The 16,686-nt window shown below is 72.1% G+C and carries 15 protein-coding genes and 3 tRNA genes; 14 read left to right on the forward strand and 4 right to left on the reverse strand.

What is annotated here, in order from left to right:
- Positions 1-99: 99 nt before the first annotated feature.
- Positions 100-2,553, reverse strand: a complete 2,454-nt coding sequence (locus K7472_RS02765; RefSeq protein ID WP_222973588.1) for an ArnT family glycosyltransferase — start codon at positions 2,551-2,553, stop codon at positions 100-102.
- 404 nt (positions 2,554-2,957) lie between these two features.
- On the opposite strand from K7472_RS02765, the gene K7472_RS02770 reads away from it, so the two are divergent.
- Positions 2,958-3,617, forward strand: a complete 660-nt coding sequence (locus tag K7472_RS02770) for an SDR family oxidoreductase (protein ID WP_222973590.1) — start codon at positions 2,958-2,960, stop codon at positions 3,615-3,617.
- Positions 3,618-3,728: 111 nt separating this feature from the next.
- Here the strand turns inward: K7472_RS02770 and K7472_RS02775 are convergent, their stop codons facing one another.
- Complete coding sequence (locus tag K7472_RS02775) at positions 3,729-5,000, reverse strand: amidohydrolase family protein (RefSeq protein WP_222973592.1); 1,272 nt, start codon at positions 4,998-5,000, stop codon at positions 3,729-3,731.
- Between the two features lie 309 nt (positions 5,001-5,309).
- Between K7472_RS02775 and K7472_RS02780 the strand changes: the two genes are divergently transcribed.
- From K7472_RS02780 to K7472_RS02820, 9 genes are all read left to right on the forward strand, one after another.
- A tRNA-Thr gene (locus K7472_RS02780) sits at positions 5,310-5,382 on the forward strand.
- A 57-nt stretch (positions 5,383-5,439) separates the two neighbouring features.
- A tRNA-Met gene (locus K7472_RS02785) sits at positions 5,440-5,512 on the forward strand.
- 84 nt (positions 5,513-5,596) lie between these two features.
- On the forward strand, positions 5,597-5,761 hold the full coding sequence (gene rpmG / locus K7472_RS02790; RefSeq protein ID WP_004571794.1) for a 50S ribosomal protein L33: 165 nt from the start codon (positions 5,597-5,599) through the stop codon (positions 5,759-5,761).
- Positions 5,762-5,971: 210 nt separating this feature from the next.
- Complete coding sequence (locus tag K7472_RS02795; RefSeq protein ID WP_222973594.1) at positions 5,972-6,424, forward strand: MaoC family dehydratase N-terminal domain-containing protein; 453 nt, start codon at positions 5,972-5,974, stop codon at positions 6,422-6,424.
- A 1-nt stretch (position 6,425) separates the two neighbouring features.
- Positions 6,426-6,860, forward strand: a complete 435-nt coding sequence (locus tag K7472_RS02800; protein ID WP_222973595.1) for a MaoC family dehydratase — start codon at positions 6,426-6,428, stop codon at positions 6,858-6,860.
- A gap of 90 nt (positions 6,861-6,950) precedes the next feature.
- The gene (locus K7472_RS02805; RefSeq protein ID WP_252395022.1) at positions 6,951-7,565 is read left to right on the forward strand and encodes a TetR/AcrR family transcriptional regulator; all 615 of its coding nucleotides are present in this window, start codon (positions 6,951-6,953) and stop codon (positions 7,563-7,565) included.
- 85 nt (positions 7,566-7,650) lie between these two features.
- Complete coding sequence (locus K7472_RS02810; RefSeq protein WP_222973596.1) at positions 7,651-9,099, forward strand: MFS transporter; 1,449 nt, start codon at positions 7,651-7,653, stop codon at positions 9,097-9,099.
- Positions 9,100-9,434: 335 nt separating this feature from the next.
- Entirely contained in the window at positions 9,435-10,490 is a 1,056-nt protein-coding gene (locus K7472_RS02815; protein WP_222973597.1) for a UDP-N-acetylmuramate dehydrogenase, read from the forward strand.
- Positions 10,491-10,671: 181 nt separating this feature from the next.
- Positions 10,672-11,895: a hypothetical protein gene (locus tag K7472_RS02820; RefSeq protein ID WP_308013776.1), complete on the forward strand. Its 1,224-nt coding sequence runs from the start codon at positions 10,672-10,674 to the stop codon at positions 11,893-11,895.
- A gap of 21 nt (positions 11,896-11,916) precedes the next feature.
- On the opposite strand, the gene K7472_RS02825 is transcribed toward K7472_RS02820, so the two are convergent.
- Together K7472_RS02825 and K7472_RS02830 are read right to left on the reverse strand one after the other, a co-directional pair.
- Positions 11,917-12,936 carry an adenosine deaminase gene (locus K7472_RS02825; protein ID WP_222973598.1) on the reverse strand — a complete coding sequence of 340 codons (1,020 nt, stop codon included), beginning with the start codon at positions 12,934-12,936 and terminating at the stop codon, positions 11,917-11,919.
- Between the two features lie 120 nt (positions 12,937-13,056).
- Positions 13,057-14,295 carry a pyridoxal phosphate-dependent aminotransferase gene (locus K7472_RS02830; RefSeq protein WP_222973599.1) on the reverse strand — a complete coding sequence of 413 codons (1,239 nt, stop codon included), beginning with the start codon at positions 14,293-14,295 and terminating at the stop codon, positions 13,057-13,059.
- A gap of 260 nt (positions 14,296-14,555) precedes the next feature.
- Here K7472_RS02830 and K7472_RS02835 point away from each other — a divergent pair.
- The 4 genes from K7472_RS02835 to rplK all read left to right on the forward strand — a co-directional run bounded on the left by K7472_RS02835 (position 14,556) and on the right by rplK (position 16,686).
- Positions 14,556-14,628 (forward strand) — tRNA-Trp (locus tag K7472_RS02835).
- A 108-nt stretch (positions 14,629-14,736) separates the two neighbouring features.
- Entirely contained in the window at positions 14,737-15,042 is a 306-nt protein-coding gene (gene secE, locus K7472_RS02840) for a preprotein translocase subunit SecE (RefSeq protein WP_222973601.1), read from the forward strand.
- A gap of 77 nt (positions 15,043-15,119) precedes the next feature.
- Positions 15,120-16,082 carry a transcription termination/antitermination protein NusG gene (gene nusG / locus K7472_RS02845; RefSeq protein WP_222973604.1) on the forward strand — a complete coding sequence of 321 codons (963 nt, stop codon included), beginning with the start codon at positions 15,120-15,122 and terminating at the stop codon, positions 16,080-16,082.
- Positions 16,083-16,251: 169 nt separating this feature from the next.
- Positions 16,252-16,686: a 50S ribosomal protein L11 gene (rplK, locus tag K7472_RS02850; protein WP_109451275.1), complete on the forward strand. Its 435-nt coding sequence runs from the start codon at positions 16,252-16,254 to the stop codon at positions 16,684-16,686.

The raw sequence follows: 16,686 nt of genomic DNA on the forward strand, positions 1-16,686 counted from the left end.
GCGCAGCTCACTGGTGCGCCGGAACGGCACGGGACGGATTCGAACGCCTCAGTACGGGTCCGAACAGCCCGGTTCGGATCCGAACGGGTCCGGAACGGCTCAGTGTTGACGCGAGCAGTCGTACAACTGCTGTCCGCCCGCCGCGCTCCCGCCGTAGTCCTTGGCCGCGACGGCCGTGCACGAGGACGTCACCCAGCTGGAGATCCGCTGCGCGGCGCTGGTCGTACCGGACCCGCCGCCGGAGCCACCGAAGCCTCCGAAGCCGCCCATGCCGCCCCGTGTGCCGCCCGCCAGCACGTACTGGACCTGACCCGACGTCACCATCTTCTGGAACTGGGCGAGTGAGGGCGACGGCACCTTGCCGGTGAAACCGCCCAGCGGCAGGACGTCGGCGCCGGTGGCCAGTATGTACGGCGACGCCGTGCTCCAACTCGTCGTCGCGAAGACGTACTCGGCCTTGCCGCGCCGGGCGTCGACGTAGGAGAGCAGCTGCTTCTGCGACGCGGTCAGCGTGCCCGAACCGGAACCGAAGCCGAACCCGCCCGCCGTGCCGCCGCCACGACCCGCACGAGTCGTCCCGGCCGGGGTACCGTGCGCGCCACCGGCGCCCGCCGCCCCCCGCGTCCCGGCGAAGCCGCCGGCCCCGCCGAACCCGCGGCCGCCCTGGGCGCCCGGCGTCGTCGGCCCGACCGACCCCATCATGCTCATCCGCCCGTACGTCGGGTTGAACACCTGCGCCGCCCACGCGGACGGCGCGATCAGCATCGCCGCCAGGCCGGCGAGCAGCCCGGCCAGCGCGATCCGGCCGCGCGCGGTGACCCGGCCACCGGGCCTGGCGAGCGCCAGCAGCACGACCGCCACCACCCCGAGCCCGATCTCGGTCGGGGCGAGCCAAGGCAGGAACGAGGTGAACTGCAGGGCCAGGTACGCGCCCCACGTCACCGTCGCCGCCACGGCCGCGGGCAGCGCCCAGGAGCGCCGGCCGCCCGCCCGGTAGGCGCGCCAGAGCTGGACCACGCCGCCGCCGGTGAGCGCGGCGAGCGGGACCGCGACCACGCCCATGTAGTACGTGTGGCCGCCGACGCTGCCCGCGCTGAACACCAGGAAGTACGTGGCCAGCCACAGGCCCCACATCACGAACCCGGCGCGCACCAGGTCGGTGCGCGGCTTGCGGCGCCGCCACAGCAGGCCGCAGATCACCGCGATGGCGCCGATCGGGTACAGCCAGCCGGTCTGGGTGGCCAGCGACGTGCCGAACATCTTCGACCAGCCCTGCTGCCCCCCGCCGAACCCGCCGCCCCCGCCGCCGCGGTGGGCGCCCGTGGCGGTCGCCCCGCCACTGGCCCCGGCCGCCCCGCCACCAGCCCCGGTCACGCCGCCACCAGCCTGCCCCGAGCCGCCCGCCGCACCGGCCCGCTGACCGCCGTGGCCCGCGAACGCGCCGCCTCGGCCCGTACCCGTACCCGTGCCCGTACCCCCGAAGTGGTGGGTCCGGCCGTGGCCCGTGCCGTCGCCGCCGCCCCAGCCACCGAAGCCGGAGGCGGCACCGGGACCGGCGCCCGCTCCCGAAGCGGCACCCGCACCGGAGGCAGCCCCCGCACCGGAAGCAGCCCCCGCTCCCGAGTGCGCCGGCGTCGATCCCCCGTGGCCGCCGAAGCCGCCCTGCGTCGCGCTGACGCTGCCCGTGGAGGCGGCGCTGATGCCGAGCGACGAGAAGCGGATCAGGAAGTTGTAGCCGACGACCATGCTGAAGACGGAGTTGTCCGTCGTGCCGTCCACGTAGGGCCGGTCCTTGGCCGGGGTCAGCGTCACGGCGAGCATCCAGGAGACCGACACGGCGACCGTCACCAGCCCGGCCAGCAGCACGTGTCCGATCCGCTTGCGCCGCGAGACCGGCGCCGCCATGAGGTAGACGACGGCCAGCGCGGGCAGCACCGCCCACGCCTCCAGCATCTTGGCCTGGAAGCCGAGCCCGACCCACACGCCCGCGAGCAGCAGCGGCCGCAGCCGTCCCGAGGCGGCGGCGCGCTGGGTGGCGGAGGCGGCCAGGAGGACACAGAGAGTGAACGCGGGGTCCTCGACGGCGGTGCGGAAGAGGCCCGCGGCGACCGGCGTCACGAGGAAGGCCGCCGAGGCGATCAGCGCCGCGTTGACCCCGGCCCAGCGCCGTACGACGCGGTACAGCACGAGGACGCTCGCCACGCCTTCGAGGACCTGCGGCAGCGTCACCGCCCACGGGTGAAAGCCGAAGACGCGGGCAGAAATCGCTTGCGGCCAGAGGAATCCGGGGAGTTTATCCAGGGTGATGGAATTACCGGGGTCGAATGAACCGTAGAAGAACGCCTTCCAGCTCGTCGTCATGCTGCGGACGGCGTTGGCGTAGAACGAGTGGTACTGGCTGTGATTGATGCCCCACGCGTAGAGCACGGCCGCGCACGCGACGATGACCAGCAGCGCGGGCCTCGCGTAGGCCGGCTGGCCAACCGGCGATCTCCACGGCGCGCGGCGATCGGCGCTGTCGGGGACGGTCGGGGTGAGGACGGTTGTTGCCATGCCCAGCAGTCTTCGGCACCCGACAGGGGGGATCGCGCCGATCGGCGGAGGGGTAAGGGTTTTTGAAGGAATTTCTCATCGTGCCGATAGCAAGGCTTTAACCGCCTGGACACGGTCTTTAGACACGGGGGTGCGGAGCATTACCCGGGCGGCACGGTGCGACGGAAACCGGCCGCGAGGCCGGAAAGGGCCGCGGTGTGATTTTTTCGTGCCCTTCTTCACCCTTACGGGTAACACGTTCACGCGGTCGTCTCCGTACGCGCAGGAGGTACGGCGCAGGAGGTACGCGCGTGGGAGGTACGCGCGCAGGAGGGACGGACGCGTGCGGGACGACCGGGCGGTGGATCCGGCTGATCCGGCGGTCCCGGCGGCGCTTGTCGGTGCCCCGGCGTACGGTCGTAACCATGCGTACGGTGATCGCCGGAGGACACGGAAAGATCGCGCTGCGACTGGAGACGGTCCTGAGCACGCGCGGTGACGAGGTGGCGGGCCTGATCCGCCGTCCCGAGCAGGCCGCCGACCTGCGGGAGCGGGGCGCCGAGCCGATCGTCTGCGACCTGGAGCAGGCCTCGGTGGACGAGGTCGCCGCCCATCTGCGGGGCGCCGACGCCGTGGTCTTCGCGGCCGGCGCGGGCCCCGGCAGCGGCGCGGACCGCAAGAAGACGGTGGACCACGCGGCGGCGGTGCTGTTCGCCGACGCGGCGGAGCGGGCCGGGGTGCGGCGCTACGTGATCGTCTCCTCGATGGGCGCCGACAGCGAGCCGCGGCCCGGCACCGACCCGGTCTTCGCCGAGTACCTGCGGGCCAAGCGGGCGGCCGACGAGGACATCAAGGCCAGGCCGGGACTGGACTGGACGGTGCTGCGTCCCGGCGCGCTCACCGACGACGCGGGCAGCGGCTTCGTCGCCCTGGCCGAGCACACCGGACGCGGCGCGGTGCCGAGGGACGACGTGGCGGCCGTGCTGGCCGCGCTGCTCACCGAGCCGGGCACGGCGGGCCGCACCCTGGAGCTGATCGGCGGCCCGGTCCCGGTGACCGAGGCGGTCAAGGCCGCCACGGCGTAACGCGCGCGCCGTCCCGCCCTGCGCCGAGCGCCGTCCCGTCCCGCGCCGAGTCCTCTCCCGTGTCCCGCTCCGAGCACCCTCCTGTCCTGCGCCGGTGCGCGTCCGCTGCTCCTACGCCGGTGCGCCCCCGCTGCGCGACTGCCGGGGCAGGTCGAGCGCCGCGGTCGTGGCGCAGTCGGCGTACTCACGCACCGCGCTGGTGCGCGAGACCACCCGGCCGCGGTGGATGACGATGCGGCTGTAGCCCAGGGACAGCACGCCGTCCACCCGCTGCCCGCGCACCGCGAGCAGTTCGGCGGGGAAGCCCGCCTCCACCCGGACCTCCGGCAGCCCCAGCACCTCCCGGGCCCGCCCGGCCACCGCCTCGTACGCGGTGCGCGCGCCGCACTCCCCGTACGACGCGAGCAGGAAGGCCGCCTCCAGCGGGTCGCCGCGCCCGACCGGGTTCGCCGCGTCGCGCAGCGCGCCGCTGCCCGCCGCCGCCCGGACCCCCGCGGCGCGCAACGTGCGGAAGACGCCCACGCCGGAGCCGCCGCGATCCAGCGCGCCGCAGCCGCCCTGCGGCAGGCAGACCACCGACACGCCCGCCGCGGCGAGTTGATGGGCGACGCGCTGCCGGGTGTCGGCGGGCAGCGCGCCGAGTCGGCCGCACGGTGAGATCGTCACACCGGGACGCAGGCCCCCGGCCATCGCCGCGAGCCGGGCGAGCCGTGCCGGGTCGCCGCCGTCGGTGTGCAGGTCCACCGGGCGCCCGGCCTCCGCCGCGACGCCCAGCACGGCCTCCACGTAACCGGTCGGGTCCGGGTCCAGGTCCGGGATGCCGCCGACCACGGCCGCGCCCATCTTGACCGCGTCGCGCAGCATCGCCAGCCCGTCCGCGCCCGCCACGCCGGTCAGCAGCCGGGGCATGGCGACGGCGGTCAGCTCCACCAGGCCGTGCAGCGAGCGCCGCGCCTTCAGCACCGCCTCCAGCGCGGCCAGCCCCTGCACGTCACCGACCCGCACGTGGGTGCGCACCGCCGTCGCGCCGTGGCCGAGCTGGAGCAACGCGGCCTCGGTGACCCGGCGCTGCACCTCCTCGGGGGCGTCGCTGGGCGGGCCGTCGGGGCCGGCGGTGAGCGCCGAGTCGAGGTGGGCGTGCGGCTCCGCGGGCGCGGGCAGCAGCAGGTAGCCGCCGAGGTCCACGCGGGCGTTCGGCTCGTCGGCGGTGGTGAGGCTGCCCGCGGTGCCCACCGCCTCGATCCGGCCGCCGCCCAGCCGGACGTCCACCACGCGGCCGTCGCCGAGCCGCGCGCCGGTCAGCAGCAGGGCCGGGGCGTCCAGCTCGCCGTGGGCGTCGGGACGGTCCGGTTGATGCGGCTGCGGGGGCACACTCTCGGTCATCGCGCTCCTCCGGTCCGGGCCGTCGGCGGTCGCCGCGCAAGATCACGCGGGAACGAGCGTAGGGCGAGCGGGCCGAGGGTTCGCGCAGGAGAGCAATAGTCGTACCGGGCCCTGTCGGCCTCCCGAAGGGCGCCCGCCGGACACCTGGAGGGCGATGACGGTCGGTGACGAACGCCGGTCGCCGAAGGCCGCGGAGCCCGGGCCCGTACGCCCCGTACAGCCCGGGGGAACGTTCCCGCACGACCCGTCCCGGCGGCTCCGATACGGATTTCACGTATCGACGCGGAGCGTGTAATGTCTTCCTCGCTCGCCCCAATAGCTCAGTCGGTAGAGCGTCTCCATGGTAAGGAGAAGGTCTACGGTTCGATTCCGTATTGGGGCTCTGATGTGACGGGAACCTCGTCCTCCATCGTTCATGGACGGGGTTTTCGCTCATCAAGGCGGTGTAGCTCAGTCGGTAGAGCAAGCGGCTCATAATCGCTGTGTCACCGGTTCAAGTCCGGTCACCGCTACTCCGTGTAGCCGATTGTGGGATCGGTCCTTCGATCGGCTACTCTTTCCTGCGTTCACCCGTCTGTCCGTCAAGGAGCACTCACGTGGCTGCCACCGACGTCCGCCCGAAGATCACGCTGGCCTGCGTGGAGTGCAAGGAGCGGAACTACATCACCAAGAAGAACCGGCGCAACGACCCGGACCGTCTTGAGATGAAGAAGCACTGCCCCCGCTGCAACGCGCACACCGCGCACCGCGAGACCCGCTGACCCTGGGCCCCCGGGCCCACCCAGCGGGTGATGAGACGCGCCGCGCGCGCATCCGGAACGCAGCCGAAGGCCGCCCCTCAGCAGGGGCGGCCTTCGCGCGTTCCGTAGGCTTCGTACGCCCCCGTCGCGCCCGGCCGGCCGTCACGCCGCGTGTGCCGGCGCCGGGCCGTCCGGCCGAGACCGGCCACGCAACGTCAACTGGAGGCGCCGATGCCGCTCGACCCGTCCTTCGTCGGGCGTACGTACCCCCCCACCGCGCCGTACGAGGTGGGCCGCGAGAAGATCCGCGAGTTCGCCGAGGCGATCGGTGAGACCGACCCCGCGTACCTCGACCCCGAGGCCGCGCGGGCGCTCGGCCACCCGGACGTGATCGCGCCGCCGACCTTCCCGTTCGCCATCACCTACCGGGCCGCCGCCCAGGTGGTCGAGGACCCGGAGCTGAAGCTGGACTTCAGCCGGGTCGTGCACGGCGACCAGAAGTTCACGTACACGCGCCCGGTGGCGGCAGGCGACCTGCTGTCGGTGACCGTGAGCATCGAGTCGGTCAAGTCGATGGCGGGCAACGACCTGATCACCGTGCGCGGTGAGGTGTACGACGCGGACGGCGCGCACGTCGTGACGTCGATGATGATGCTCGTGGTGCGTGCCGCGGAGGGTGAGTGAGATGGCCGCCAGGTTGACGTACGACGAGGTCGAGGTCGGCACCGAACTGCCGCCGCTGTCCGTGCCCGTGAGCCGGGCGACGCTGGTGCGTTACGCGGGCGCGTCCGGCGACTTCAACCCGATCCACTGGAACGAGCGGTTCGCCCGCGAGGTCGGGCTGCCGGACGTGATCGCGCACGGGATGTTCACCATGGCCTCCGCGGCCCGCGTGGTCACCGCGTGGGCGGGCGACCCGGGCGCGGTCGTCGAGTACGGGGTGCGCTTCACCAAGCCGGTCGTGGTCCCCGACGACGACAAGGGCGCCCTGATCGAGATCACCGGCAAGGTCGCGGCCAGGCTGGACGACGAGGCGCGCACGGTCCGCGTCGACCTGACGGTGACGGCGGCCGGCCAGAAGGTGCTGGGGATGTCCCGCGCGGTGGTCCGGCTGGCGTGAACGCGGGGCCCGCGCAGGGGGACGCGGGCCCGCTCCTCCCCGGTGGGACTCGCCTTGACAAGTTAGTAATCAATTACTAACTTGAGGGTCATGGCAGCGAACTCACCCAGGATGTCGGCGGAGGAACGGCGCGAGAGCGTCGTGCGCGCCGCCTTCGCCGAGTTCGCCAGGACCGGCTACCACGGCACCTCCACCGAGGCGATCGCCCGCCGGGCCGGGGTCTCCCAGCCCTACCTGTTCCGCCTCTTCCCCGGGAAGCAGGCGCTGTTCCGGGCGGCCGCCGAACGGTGCTTCGAGATCATCGTGGAGATGATGGAGACCGCCGCCGAGGGGCTGCACGGCGAGGAGGCGCGGGAAGCGATGGGCGAGGGGTACTCCCGGCTCATCCTCGACCGCGACGTGCTGCTGCTCCAGATGCAGCTGTACGTGACCGCGGCCTCGGCGGAGAACCCCGAGCTGACGGAGTTCATCCGGCGGCGCTGGAGCGACCTGTGGGACATCGTCCGCGGTCGCAGCGGCGCCACGGACGAGGAGATGGCCGACTTCTTCGGGACCGGCATGCTCATCAACACGCTCGTCTCCCTCGGCATCCCGGCCGAGGACCGCTGCTGGAACGGCCTGGACGGCTGCAAGGCCGCCGCCGGCATCACTCCCGCGACGGCCGGTACCACCGAGGGCGACACCGGCACCGCCACCGTCGCCTGACATCGTCCCCCTTCCCGGGAAGGGGCGCGCGTATGGCCAGAAAACTTAGTGACCGATAACTAATAAGGACTCTGCAGGGGGAGCCATGCCGAAGCCGATACCCGAGGCGGACACCGCGCCGTCAAGCCGCTCCACGGTCGTGTGGGCGCTCATCGTGACCAGCGTCGCCGGATTCATGGCGGCTCTGGACAACCTGGTGGTCACCACCGCGCTGCCGTCGATCCGCAAGGACCTCGGTGGCGCGCTGACGGACCTGGAGTGGACGGTCAGCGCGTACACGCTCACCTTCGCCGTCCTGCTGATGTTCGGCGCGGCGCTCGGCGACCGGTTCGGCCGCCGCCGGATGTTCGGCGCCGGACTCACCGTCTTCACCCTCGCCTCCGCGGGCGCCGCGCTCTCCTCCGGGATGGGCGAACTGATCGCCGCCCGGGCCGTCCAGGGCGTCGGCGCGGCGGTGATGATGCCGCTCACCCTCACCCTGCTGTCGGCGGCGGTGCCCGCGGAACGCCGGGGCATGGCCTTCGGCATCTGGGGCGCGGTCAACGGCCTCGCGGTCGCCAGCGGCCCGCTGATCGGCGGCACCCTGACCGAGCACTTCTCCTGGCAGTGGATCTTCTGGCTGAACGTGCCCATCGGCCTGCTCCTGCTGCCGTTCACCCGGCTGCGGCTCAACGAGAGCCACGGCCCCAATCCGCGCATCGACATCCCCGGCACCGCGCTGGTCAGCGCCGGCCTGTTCGGCATCGTCTACGCGCTGGTGCGCGGCAACTCCGACGGCTGGACCGCCGCGCCCGTGCTCACCGGCCTGATCGCGGGCCCGCTGCTGCTGGCCGCCTTCGTGGTCTACGAACTGCGGGCCGCCAACCCGATGCTGCCGATGCGGCTCTTCCGCAGCCGGGCGTTCAGCGCGATCAACTCGGCGAGCATGCTGATGTTCCTCGGCATGTTCGGCTCGATCTTCCTGCTCAGCCAGTTCCTGCAGAGCGTGCAGGGCTACAGCCCGGTCGAGGCGGGGCTGCGGATGCTGCCGTGGACCGCGATGCCGCTGATCGTCGCGCCGATCGCCGGCGCGGTCTCCGACCGGATCGGCGGCCGCCCGGTCATCGCCCTCGGCCTCGCCCTCCAGGCGGCGGGACTCGCGGTCTTCGCGGTGATCAGCACGGTCCACGTCTCGTACGCGGCGCAGGTTCCGGCGCTGGCCATCAGCGGCATGGGCATGGCGATGTTCTTCGCGCCCAGCTCCAACGTGGTCATGAGCAGCGTCGCCGCCGAGGAACAGGGCATCGCCTCCGGCGCCAACAACGCCATGCGGGAGGTCGGCGGAGCGCTCGGCGTGGCGGTCCTGTCCTCGGTCTTCGCCCACAACGGCGGCTACACCTCGGGCCAGGCCTTCATCGACGGCCTGCGGCCGGCCCTGTGGGCGGGAGCGGGCGCGGTCGCCCTGGGCGCGGTGGCGGCCGTGCTGATTCCGCGCCGCGCTCGGGTGGTGGCGGTGGCCGAGGGGGCGGGGGAGCGGGAGAAGGTTCTCGCCTGAGGGGGCGGAGGCGGGGTGCCCACGGTGCTGCGCACCTGCCTTCGATACCCGGTCGCTTCGCGCCCGGCTTACGGGGTCCGGTTCGCGGATTAGTTGCTTCACCCTTGTCTCCGGCAACGAGTTGTCACCGCTAGGTGCTTGTCGGAGACAACGGTGAGACAGCTAATCCTCAAACCATTGCTCCCTCCCGGTCGCGCAGCGCCCGGGCTTCACAGGCAGGTGCGCAGCACCGATGGCCCCCGCCTCCGCCCCCTCAAGCCGCGCAGCGGCGCAGAAGGAACACTCCGCACTTACGGCCCGGCCCCCTGCTCCCATGGTCCCCGTAGGCTGTTCGCGTGCAGGTACTCCAGGACGCCCCCCTCGCTCCGCTCACCACCTTCCGGCTCGGCGGCCCCGCCGCAAGGCTCCTCGTCGCCACGACGGACGACGAGGTCGTGGCCGCCGTGCGCGAGGCCGACGACTCCGGTACGCCGCTGCTGGTCATCGGCGGCGGCAGCAACCTCGTCGTCGGCGACGACGGCTTCGACGGGACCGCGCTGCGCGTCGCCACCCGCGGCTTCACCCTGGACGGCACCGCCCTGGAGCTGGCCGCCGGTGAGGTCTGGAGCGACGCCGTCGCCCGCACTGTCGAAGCGGGGCTCGGTGGTGTCGAGTGCCTGGCCGGCATCCCCGGTTCTGCCGGTGCCACGCCGATCCAGAACGTCGGCGCGTACGGCCAGGAGGTCGCCTCGACGATCACCGAGGTGATCGCCTACGACCGCGTCGCCCGTGAGACCGTCACCCTGTCGAACGCCGCCTGTGCCTTCGCCTACCGCGACAGCCGCTTCAAGCGCGAGCCGGGCCGCTACGTCGTCCTGCGCGTGCGCTATCGACTTGAGGACGCGGGCGGGCTGTCCGCCCCGGTCAAGTACGCCGAGGTGGCCCGCACGCTCGGGGTCGCCGCGGGGGAGCGCGTCGACGCCGCCCTCGCCCGCGAGACCGTGCTGCGGCTGCGGGCCGGAAAGGGCATGGTGCTGGACCCGGAGGACCACGACACGTGGTCGGCGGGGTCGTTCTTCACCAACCCGATCGTCCCCGCACGCGAGTTCGACGCCTTCCTGGACCGCGCCCGCGCCCGCCTCGGCGCCGACGTCGAGCCGCCCTCCTGGCCCGCCGGGGACGGCCTGGTCAAGACCTCCGCCGCCTGGCTGATCGACAAGGCGGGCTTCACCAAGGGGTACGGTGACGGCCCCGCGCGGATCTCCACCAAGCACACCCTCGCGCTCACCAACCGCGGCGCGGCCAAGACCGAGGACCTCCTCGCGCTTGCCCGGGAAGTGCGCGACGGGGTGCACGCGGCGTTCGGCATCACCCTCGTCAACGAGCCGGTGATGGTCGGCGCGCAACTCTGACGGCCGTTCGCCCCTCTTCCTGCCCGAAGGATCTCCTGAAAACGTTCATGAGATTCTCATTCCGTCCGCCGACCGGCGGGCAGATTGGGGAGGACGACTCGTGCGCAACGCGGGGAACGCGTACCCGGGCACGGACTCGGCGGATGCCTCGGGGCCGCCCTCGGCGGGACACCTCGGCCGGATCGGCCGCTGGCCGGTGCGCTGGCACCACGCGCTGCTGACGCTGTGGACGATTCTCTGGTTCTGCATCGCGGGCCGGCACGGCGGGGTCTCCTGGCACTACCTCAAGCAGGGCGAGCAGCTGCTCTTCGGCCAGGTCGGCGGCGGTGGGCTCGCCCTGTACGCCAACCACCCCGAACTCCAGATCGGTCCGGTCAGCTTCCTGACCGCCGGACTGTTCGCGCCGTTCCCGGCCGGCGTCGGCGAGCGGCTCGCCGAGGCCACCATGTCCGGCCTCGGGATGTACATGCTGGTCCTGATCGGCCGCGCCGCCGCCGACCACTACCTGGGCACCGGCGTCAACCACAAGCGCCTCCAGCAGCGCGTGCTCATCGCCGGACTCGCCTTCATCCCCATGTGGGTCGAGGTCTCGGTGCGCTTCGCCCACCTCGACGACGTGATGGCGCTGTTCTTCACCACGCTCGCGGTACGCGCGCTGGTGCGCGGGCGGACCGTCGCCGTCGGCGTCTTCCTGGCGCTGGCCGTCGACTCCAAACCCTGGGCGGTCGCCTTCCTGCCCCTCCTGCTGGCCCTGCCGAGACCCAACTGGCTGAGGGCCGGTGCCTGGGTGGTCGGCCTGGTCGCGGTGGCCTGGCTGCCGTTCTACCTGACCCACATCAACACCGTCGCCGCGGCCCACTTCACCATCCCCAACCAGCCCGCCTCCTCGCTGCGCTGGTTCGGCGCCAACGACCCCGTGACGCCCTGGTGGGACCGGCCCGCGCAGATGGCGCTCGGACTCGGGCTCGGCGCGCTCGCGGTGCACCGGGGACGCTGGCCCGCCGTCGTGCTGCTCGCCGCCGACGCCCGCATCGTGCTCGACCCCAGCGTCTACACGTACTACAACGCCTCGGTGCTGCTCGGCACGCTGATCTGGGACGCCATCGGGCAGCGCAGGCTGGTGCCGTGGGTGAGCTGGATCGCGCTGATCTCGCTGTACGGCAGCGCGCTGATCGTGCCGTCCGACTCGACGCGGGGGCTCATCCGGCTCGCGTTCGCCGTGGGATCGGCGGCGTACGCCCTGCTGTGGCCGGACCGCAGGACGCGCCGGGGGCGGGACGGGCGTGGCGGACGCCGGAGCCCGGCCGCAGTCATCCCGGCGCAGCGCGGCCCGGCCGACGACGAGACCTGGACGCCGCCCGAGCAGCCGCCGAACCCCGGCCCGCTGTACGCCACCGGCACCTGACCGCCGCCGGGGCGAGGTGGCTCAGGCGGGCAGCGCCAGCCAGTCGTCGATCCCCGCCAGCAGGGTGCGCCGCACCTGCTCCGGAGCCCGCGAGCCCCGCACCGACTGCCGGGCCAGCTCCGCCAGCTCCTCGTCGGTGAACCCGTGGGCGTCGCGGGCCAGTTGGTACTGCGCCGCCAGCCGCGAGCCGAACAGCAGCGGGTCGTCGGCGCCCAGCGCCATCGGCACCCCGGCCGCGAACAGCGTGCGCAGCGGCACGTCCTCGGGCTTGTCGTAGACCCCGAGCGCCACGTTGGACGCCGGGCAGACCTCGCAGGTGACGCCCGCGTCCGCCAGCCGCGCCAGCAGCGCCGGATCCTCCGCCGCCCGCACCCCGTGCCCGATCCGGCCCGCGTGCAGGTCGTCCAGGCAGTCGCGGACGCTGTGCGCCCCGGCCAGCTCGCCGCCGTGCGGCGCGGCCAGCAGGCCGCCCTCCCGGGCGATCGCGAAGGCCCGGTCGAAGTCCCGGGCCAGGCCCCGGCGTTCGTCGTTGGACAGTCCGAAGCCGACCACCCCGCGATCGGCGTGGCGCACCGCGAGGCGGGCCAGCGTACGGGCGTCCAAGGGGTGCTTCATGCGGTTGGCGGCCACCACGACCGCGATGCCGAGGCCGGTCTCGCGGGAGGCGGACTCCACCGCGTCCAGGATGATCTCCAGCGCCGGGATCAGACCGCCCAGGCGCGGCGCGTACGAGGTCGGGTCGACCTGGATCTCCAGCCACCCCGACCCGTCGCGCACGTCCTCCTCGGCGCTCTCCCGCACCAGCCGCCGGATGTCCTCGGGGGAGCGCAGCACCGAGCGGGCGATGTCGTACAGCCGCTGGAAGCGGAACCAGCCGCGCTCGTCGGTCGCCCGCAGCTTCGGCGGCTCGCCCGAGGTCAGCGCCTCCGGCAGGTGCACGCCGTGCTTGCCGGCCAGCTCCAGCAGGGTGGACGGCCGCATCGACCCGGTGAAGTGCAGGTGGAGGTGGGCCTTGGGGAGCAGAGTGAGGTCACGCGCCATTCCCAGATCCTGCCGTAACGGTTCCGCCGAGCGGTAGCCATATCCCCGAAAGGGGTGCCGTGAAAAGGTTCGGGCGGGCGTCCGAGGACGCCCGCCCGACACCTGGAGACCTGCCGCGCGTCAGTCGCGCGCCTCGCCCAGCAGCTTCTGGATCCGCGAGACGCCCTCGACCAGGTCCTCGTCACCCAGCGCGTACGACAGCCGCAGGTAGCCGGGGGTGCCGAAGGCCTCACCCGGGACCACGGCGACCTCCGCCTCGTCCAGGATCAGCGCGGCCAGCTCCACCGAGTCCTGCGGCCGCTTGCCGCGGATCTCCTTGCCCAGCAGCGCCTTGACCGAGGGGTACGCGTAGAACGCGCCCTCCGGCTCCGGGCAGAGCACGCCGTCGATCTCGTTGAGCATCCGCACCATCGTGCGCCGGCGGCGGTCGAACGCCTCGCGCATCTCGGCCACCGCGGTCAGGTCGCCGGAGACCGCGGCGAGCGCGGCGGCCTGGGCGACGTTGGAGACGTTGGAGGTGGCGTGCGACTGGAGGTTGGTGGCCGCCTTCACGACGTCCTTCGGGCCGATGACCCAGCCCACCCGCCAGCCGGTCATCGCGTACGTCTTGGCGACACCGTTGACCACGACGCACTTGTCGGCCAGCTCGGGCACGACCACCGGCAGCGACGCGAACTCCGCGTCGCCGTAGACCAGGTGCTCGTAGATCTCGTCGGTCAGGACCCACAGGCCCTTGTCCGCCGCCCAGCGGCCGACCTCCTCGACCTGCTCGCGGCTGTAGACCGCGCCGGTCGGGTTGGACGGCGAGACGAACAGCAGCACCTTGGTGTGCTCGGTGCGCGCCGCCTCCAACTGCTCGACGGAGACGCGGTAGCCGGTGGTCTCGTCGGCGACCACCTCGACCGGCACACCACCGGCCAGCCGGATCGACTCCGGGTAGGTGGTCCAGTACGGCGCCGGGACGATGACCTCGTCACCCGGGTCGAGGATGGCGGCGAACGCCTCGTAGATCGCCTGCTTGCCGCCGTTGGTCACCAGCACCTGCGACGGGTCGACCCGGTAACCGGAGTCGCGCAGGGTCTTGTCGGCGATGGCCTGCTTCAGCTCGGGCAGGCCGCCGGCCGGGGTGTAGCGGTGGAAGCGCGGGGTGCGGCAGGCCTCGACGGCGGCGTCGACGATGTAGTCCGGCGTCGGGAAGTCCGGTTCGCCGGCGCCGAAGCCGATGACCGGGCGTCCGGCGGCCTTGAGCGCCTTCGCCTTGGCGTCCACGGCGAGCGTCGCGGACTCGGAGATCGACCCGACACGGGCCGAGACCCGTCGGTCGGTGGGGGACTGAACGGGGGGAGTGGCTGCGGTCATGACTGCCATCGTCGCAGACCGGCCGCGCGGGCGGCGAAGCGGTTTCACGGGTCGGACCCCAACGAGTGAGACGTGTGCCGCGGACCCGTCCCCGACATGCGGCCGAGGGACGCCCGGCGGGCCCGCGCGACCCGCTTCGGCGGTTGTCGTTCGACGCCCGGGCCCTGAACCCGTACACTCATCCCTCGTGGTCCCCGGCGAGGTGATCCGTGCTGCGCACCCAGTGCGACGCATCGGATGCGATACGTTGGGGAAGACAAAGGGTCGTAGCTCAATTGGTAGAGCACTGGTCTCCAAAACCAGCGGTTGGGGGTTCAAGTCCCTCCGGCCCTGCTACGCGCATTGGTCACGTGATGCGTGCACGCGTACGTTTGTAGTAGATGCACCGCCGTGCGACCGGGCAGGGCGCGCGGCTCACGACCCGGATTCAGGTGAGGACGAGTGACGGAAGCCCTGGGCTCCACCGCGACGCCTGAAAGTGGTCGTCCCGAGGACGAGGCGGACGAACTCCTCGACTCGAAGGCGAAGAAGAAGCGCGGCGGCAAGCGCGGCAAGAAGGGCCCGTTCGCGAGGATGGGTCTGTTCTACCGGCAGATCGTCGCGGAACTTCGCAAGGTCGTCTGGCCCACGCGCAGCGACCTGATGTCGTACACCACCGTTGTGATTGTCTTCGTAGCCGTCATGATCGGTATCGTGACTCTGGTCGACTACGGATTCACCAACCTCGTGAAGTACGTCTTCGGCTGATGATCCGCGAGGCGGGCGTCCCAGTGGCGCCCGTTCGCCCGTTCAACCCTTAGAAAAGTCAGGAAGAAGCAGCCATCGTGTCTGACCCGAACCTGTACGACGCCGACCAGCCCCTCGAGGCCGACGCGGCCGACGAGGCTGCGGCGACGGCCGCCACGGCCGAGGTCGAGGGCGATGACACCGACACGGACATCGTCGAGGCGGCGGACGCCGACCTGACCGACGAGACGGACGCGGCTGCCGGCACCGACGCGGACGAGCCGGCCGAGCAGGCCGCCGTCCACGAGGCCGAAGAAGGCGAAGAGGCCGGAGAGGCCGCCGAAGGCGAAGGAGCCGTCGCGGACGAAGCAGTCGCGGAAGAGGCCGTCGCCGAAGAGGCCGTTGCGGAAGAGGCCGTCGCCGAAGAGGCCGAGGCCCAGCCCGCCGCCGACCCGGTCGCCGCCTTCCGCGAGGAGCTGCGCACCCTCCCCGGCGAGTGGTACGTCATCCACACCTACGCGGGCTACGAGAACCGGGTGAAGGCCAACCTGGAGCAGCGCGCGGTCTCGCTGAACGTCGAGGACTACATCTACCAGGCCGAGGTGCCGCAGGAAGAGGTCGTCCAGATCAAGAACGGCGACCGCCGCACCGTCCGCCAGAACAAGCTCCCCGGCTACGTGCTGGTCCGCATGGACCTGACCAACGAGTCCTGGGGCGTCGTCCGCAACACCCCGGGCGTCACCGGCTTCGTCGGCAACGCCTACGACCCGTACCCGCTGACCCTGGACGAGATCGTCAAGATGCTCGCCCCGGAGGTCGAGGAGCAGGCCGCGGCCGCCGCCGAGGGCGGCGAGGCCGTGGCGCCGAAGCGCAAGGTCGAGGTCCAGGTGCTGGACTTCGAGGTGGGCGACTCGGTGACGGTGACGGACGGCCCGTTCGCCACCCTCCAGGCGACGATCAACGAGATCAACGCCGACTCCAAGAAGGTCAAGGGCCTGGTCGAGATCTTCGGCCGGGAGACCCCGGTCGAGCTGTCCTTCGACCAGATCCAGAAGAACTGACGGTTCCTCGGGACCTTCCCCAGCAGCTTCCGCCCAGGTCAGGCAGGCTCTTCCCGGAGCCGGTCTGACCTGCGCGGTTTCAGGCCACGCCGCGATACCCGTTATCGTGGTGCGGTATGCCTGCTCGCAGGCAAGAACACTCTCGACACAGGACCCGGAGAGAGAGCACATGCCTCCCAAGAAGAAGAAGGTCACTGGGCTTATCAAGCTCCAGATCCAGGCCGGCGCGGCCAACCCGGCGCCGCCGGTCGGTCCGGCGCTCGGTCAGCACGGCGTCAACATCATGGAGTTCTGCAAGGCCTACAACGCCGCGACCGAGTCGCAGCGTGGCATGGTCGTGCCGGTGGAGATCACGGTCTACGAGGACCGTTCCTTCACCTTCATCACCAAGACCCCGCCGGCCGCGAAGCTGATCCTGAAGGCCGCGGGCGTGGACAAGGGCTCCGGCGAGCCGCACGTCAAGAAGGTCGCGAAGATCACCCGCGACCAGGTGCGGGAGATCGCCACCACCAAGATGCCCGACCTGAACGCCAACGACCTGGACGCCGCCGAGAAGATCATCGCCGGCACCGCCCGTTCCATGGGCGTCACGGTCGAGGGCTGA

The organism is Streptantibioticus parmotrematis (assembly GCF_019890615.1).
Classification (GTDB): Bacteria; Actinomycetota; Actinomycetes; order Streptomycetales; family Streptomycetaceae; genus Streptantibioticus_D; species Streptantibioticus_D parmotrematis.

Coding starts and splice junctions, on each gene's coding strand:
- rplK (WP_109451275.1), top strand. CDS start 16,252: ATGCCTCCCAAGAAGAAGAAGGTCACTGGGCTTATCAAGCTCCAGATC.
- K7472_RS02775 (WP_222973592.1), bottom strand. CDS start 5,000: ATGACCGAGAGTGTGCCCCCGCAGCCGCATCAACCGGACCGTCCCGAC.
- K7472_RS02810 (WP_222973596.1), top strand. CDS start 7,651: ATGCCGAAGCCGATACCCGAGGCGGACACCGCGCCGTCAAGCCGCTCC.
- K7472_RS02805 (WP_252395022.1), top strand. CDS start 6,951: ATGGCAGCGAACTCACCCAGGATGTCGGCGGAGGAACGGCGCGAGAGC.
- K7472_RS02800 (WP_222973595.1), top strand. CDS start 6,426: ATGGCCGCCAGGTTGACGTACGACGAGGTCGAGGTCGGCACCGAACTG.
- K7472_RS02795 (WP_222973594.1), top strand. CDS start 5,972: ATGCCGCTCGACCCGTCCTTCGTCGGGCGTACGTACCCCCCCACCGCG.
- K7472_RS02765 (WP_222973588.1), bottom strand. CDS start 2,553: ATGGCAACAACCGTCCTCACCCCGACCGTCCCCGACAGCGCCGATCGC.
- K7472_RS02770 (WP_222973590.1), top strand. CDS start 2,958: ATGCGTACGGTGATCGCCGGAGGACACGGAAAGATCGCGCTGCGACTG.
- K7472_RS02830 (WP_222973599.1), bottom strand. CDS start 14,295: ATGACCGCAGCCACTCCCCCCGTTCAGTCCCCCACCGACCGACGGGTC.
- K7472_RS02825 (WP_222973598.1), bottom strand. CDS start 12,936: ATGGCGCGTGACCTCACTCTGCTCCCCAAGGCCCACCTCCACCTGCAC.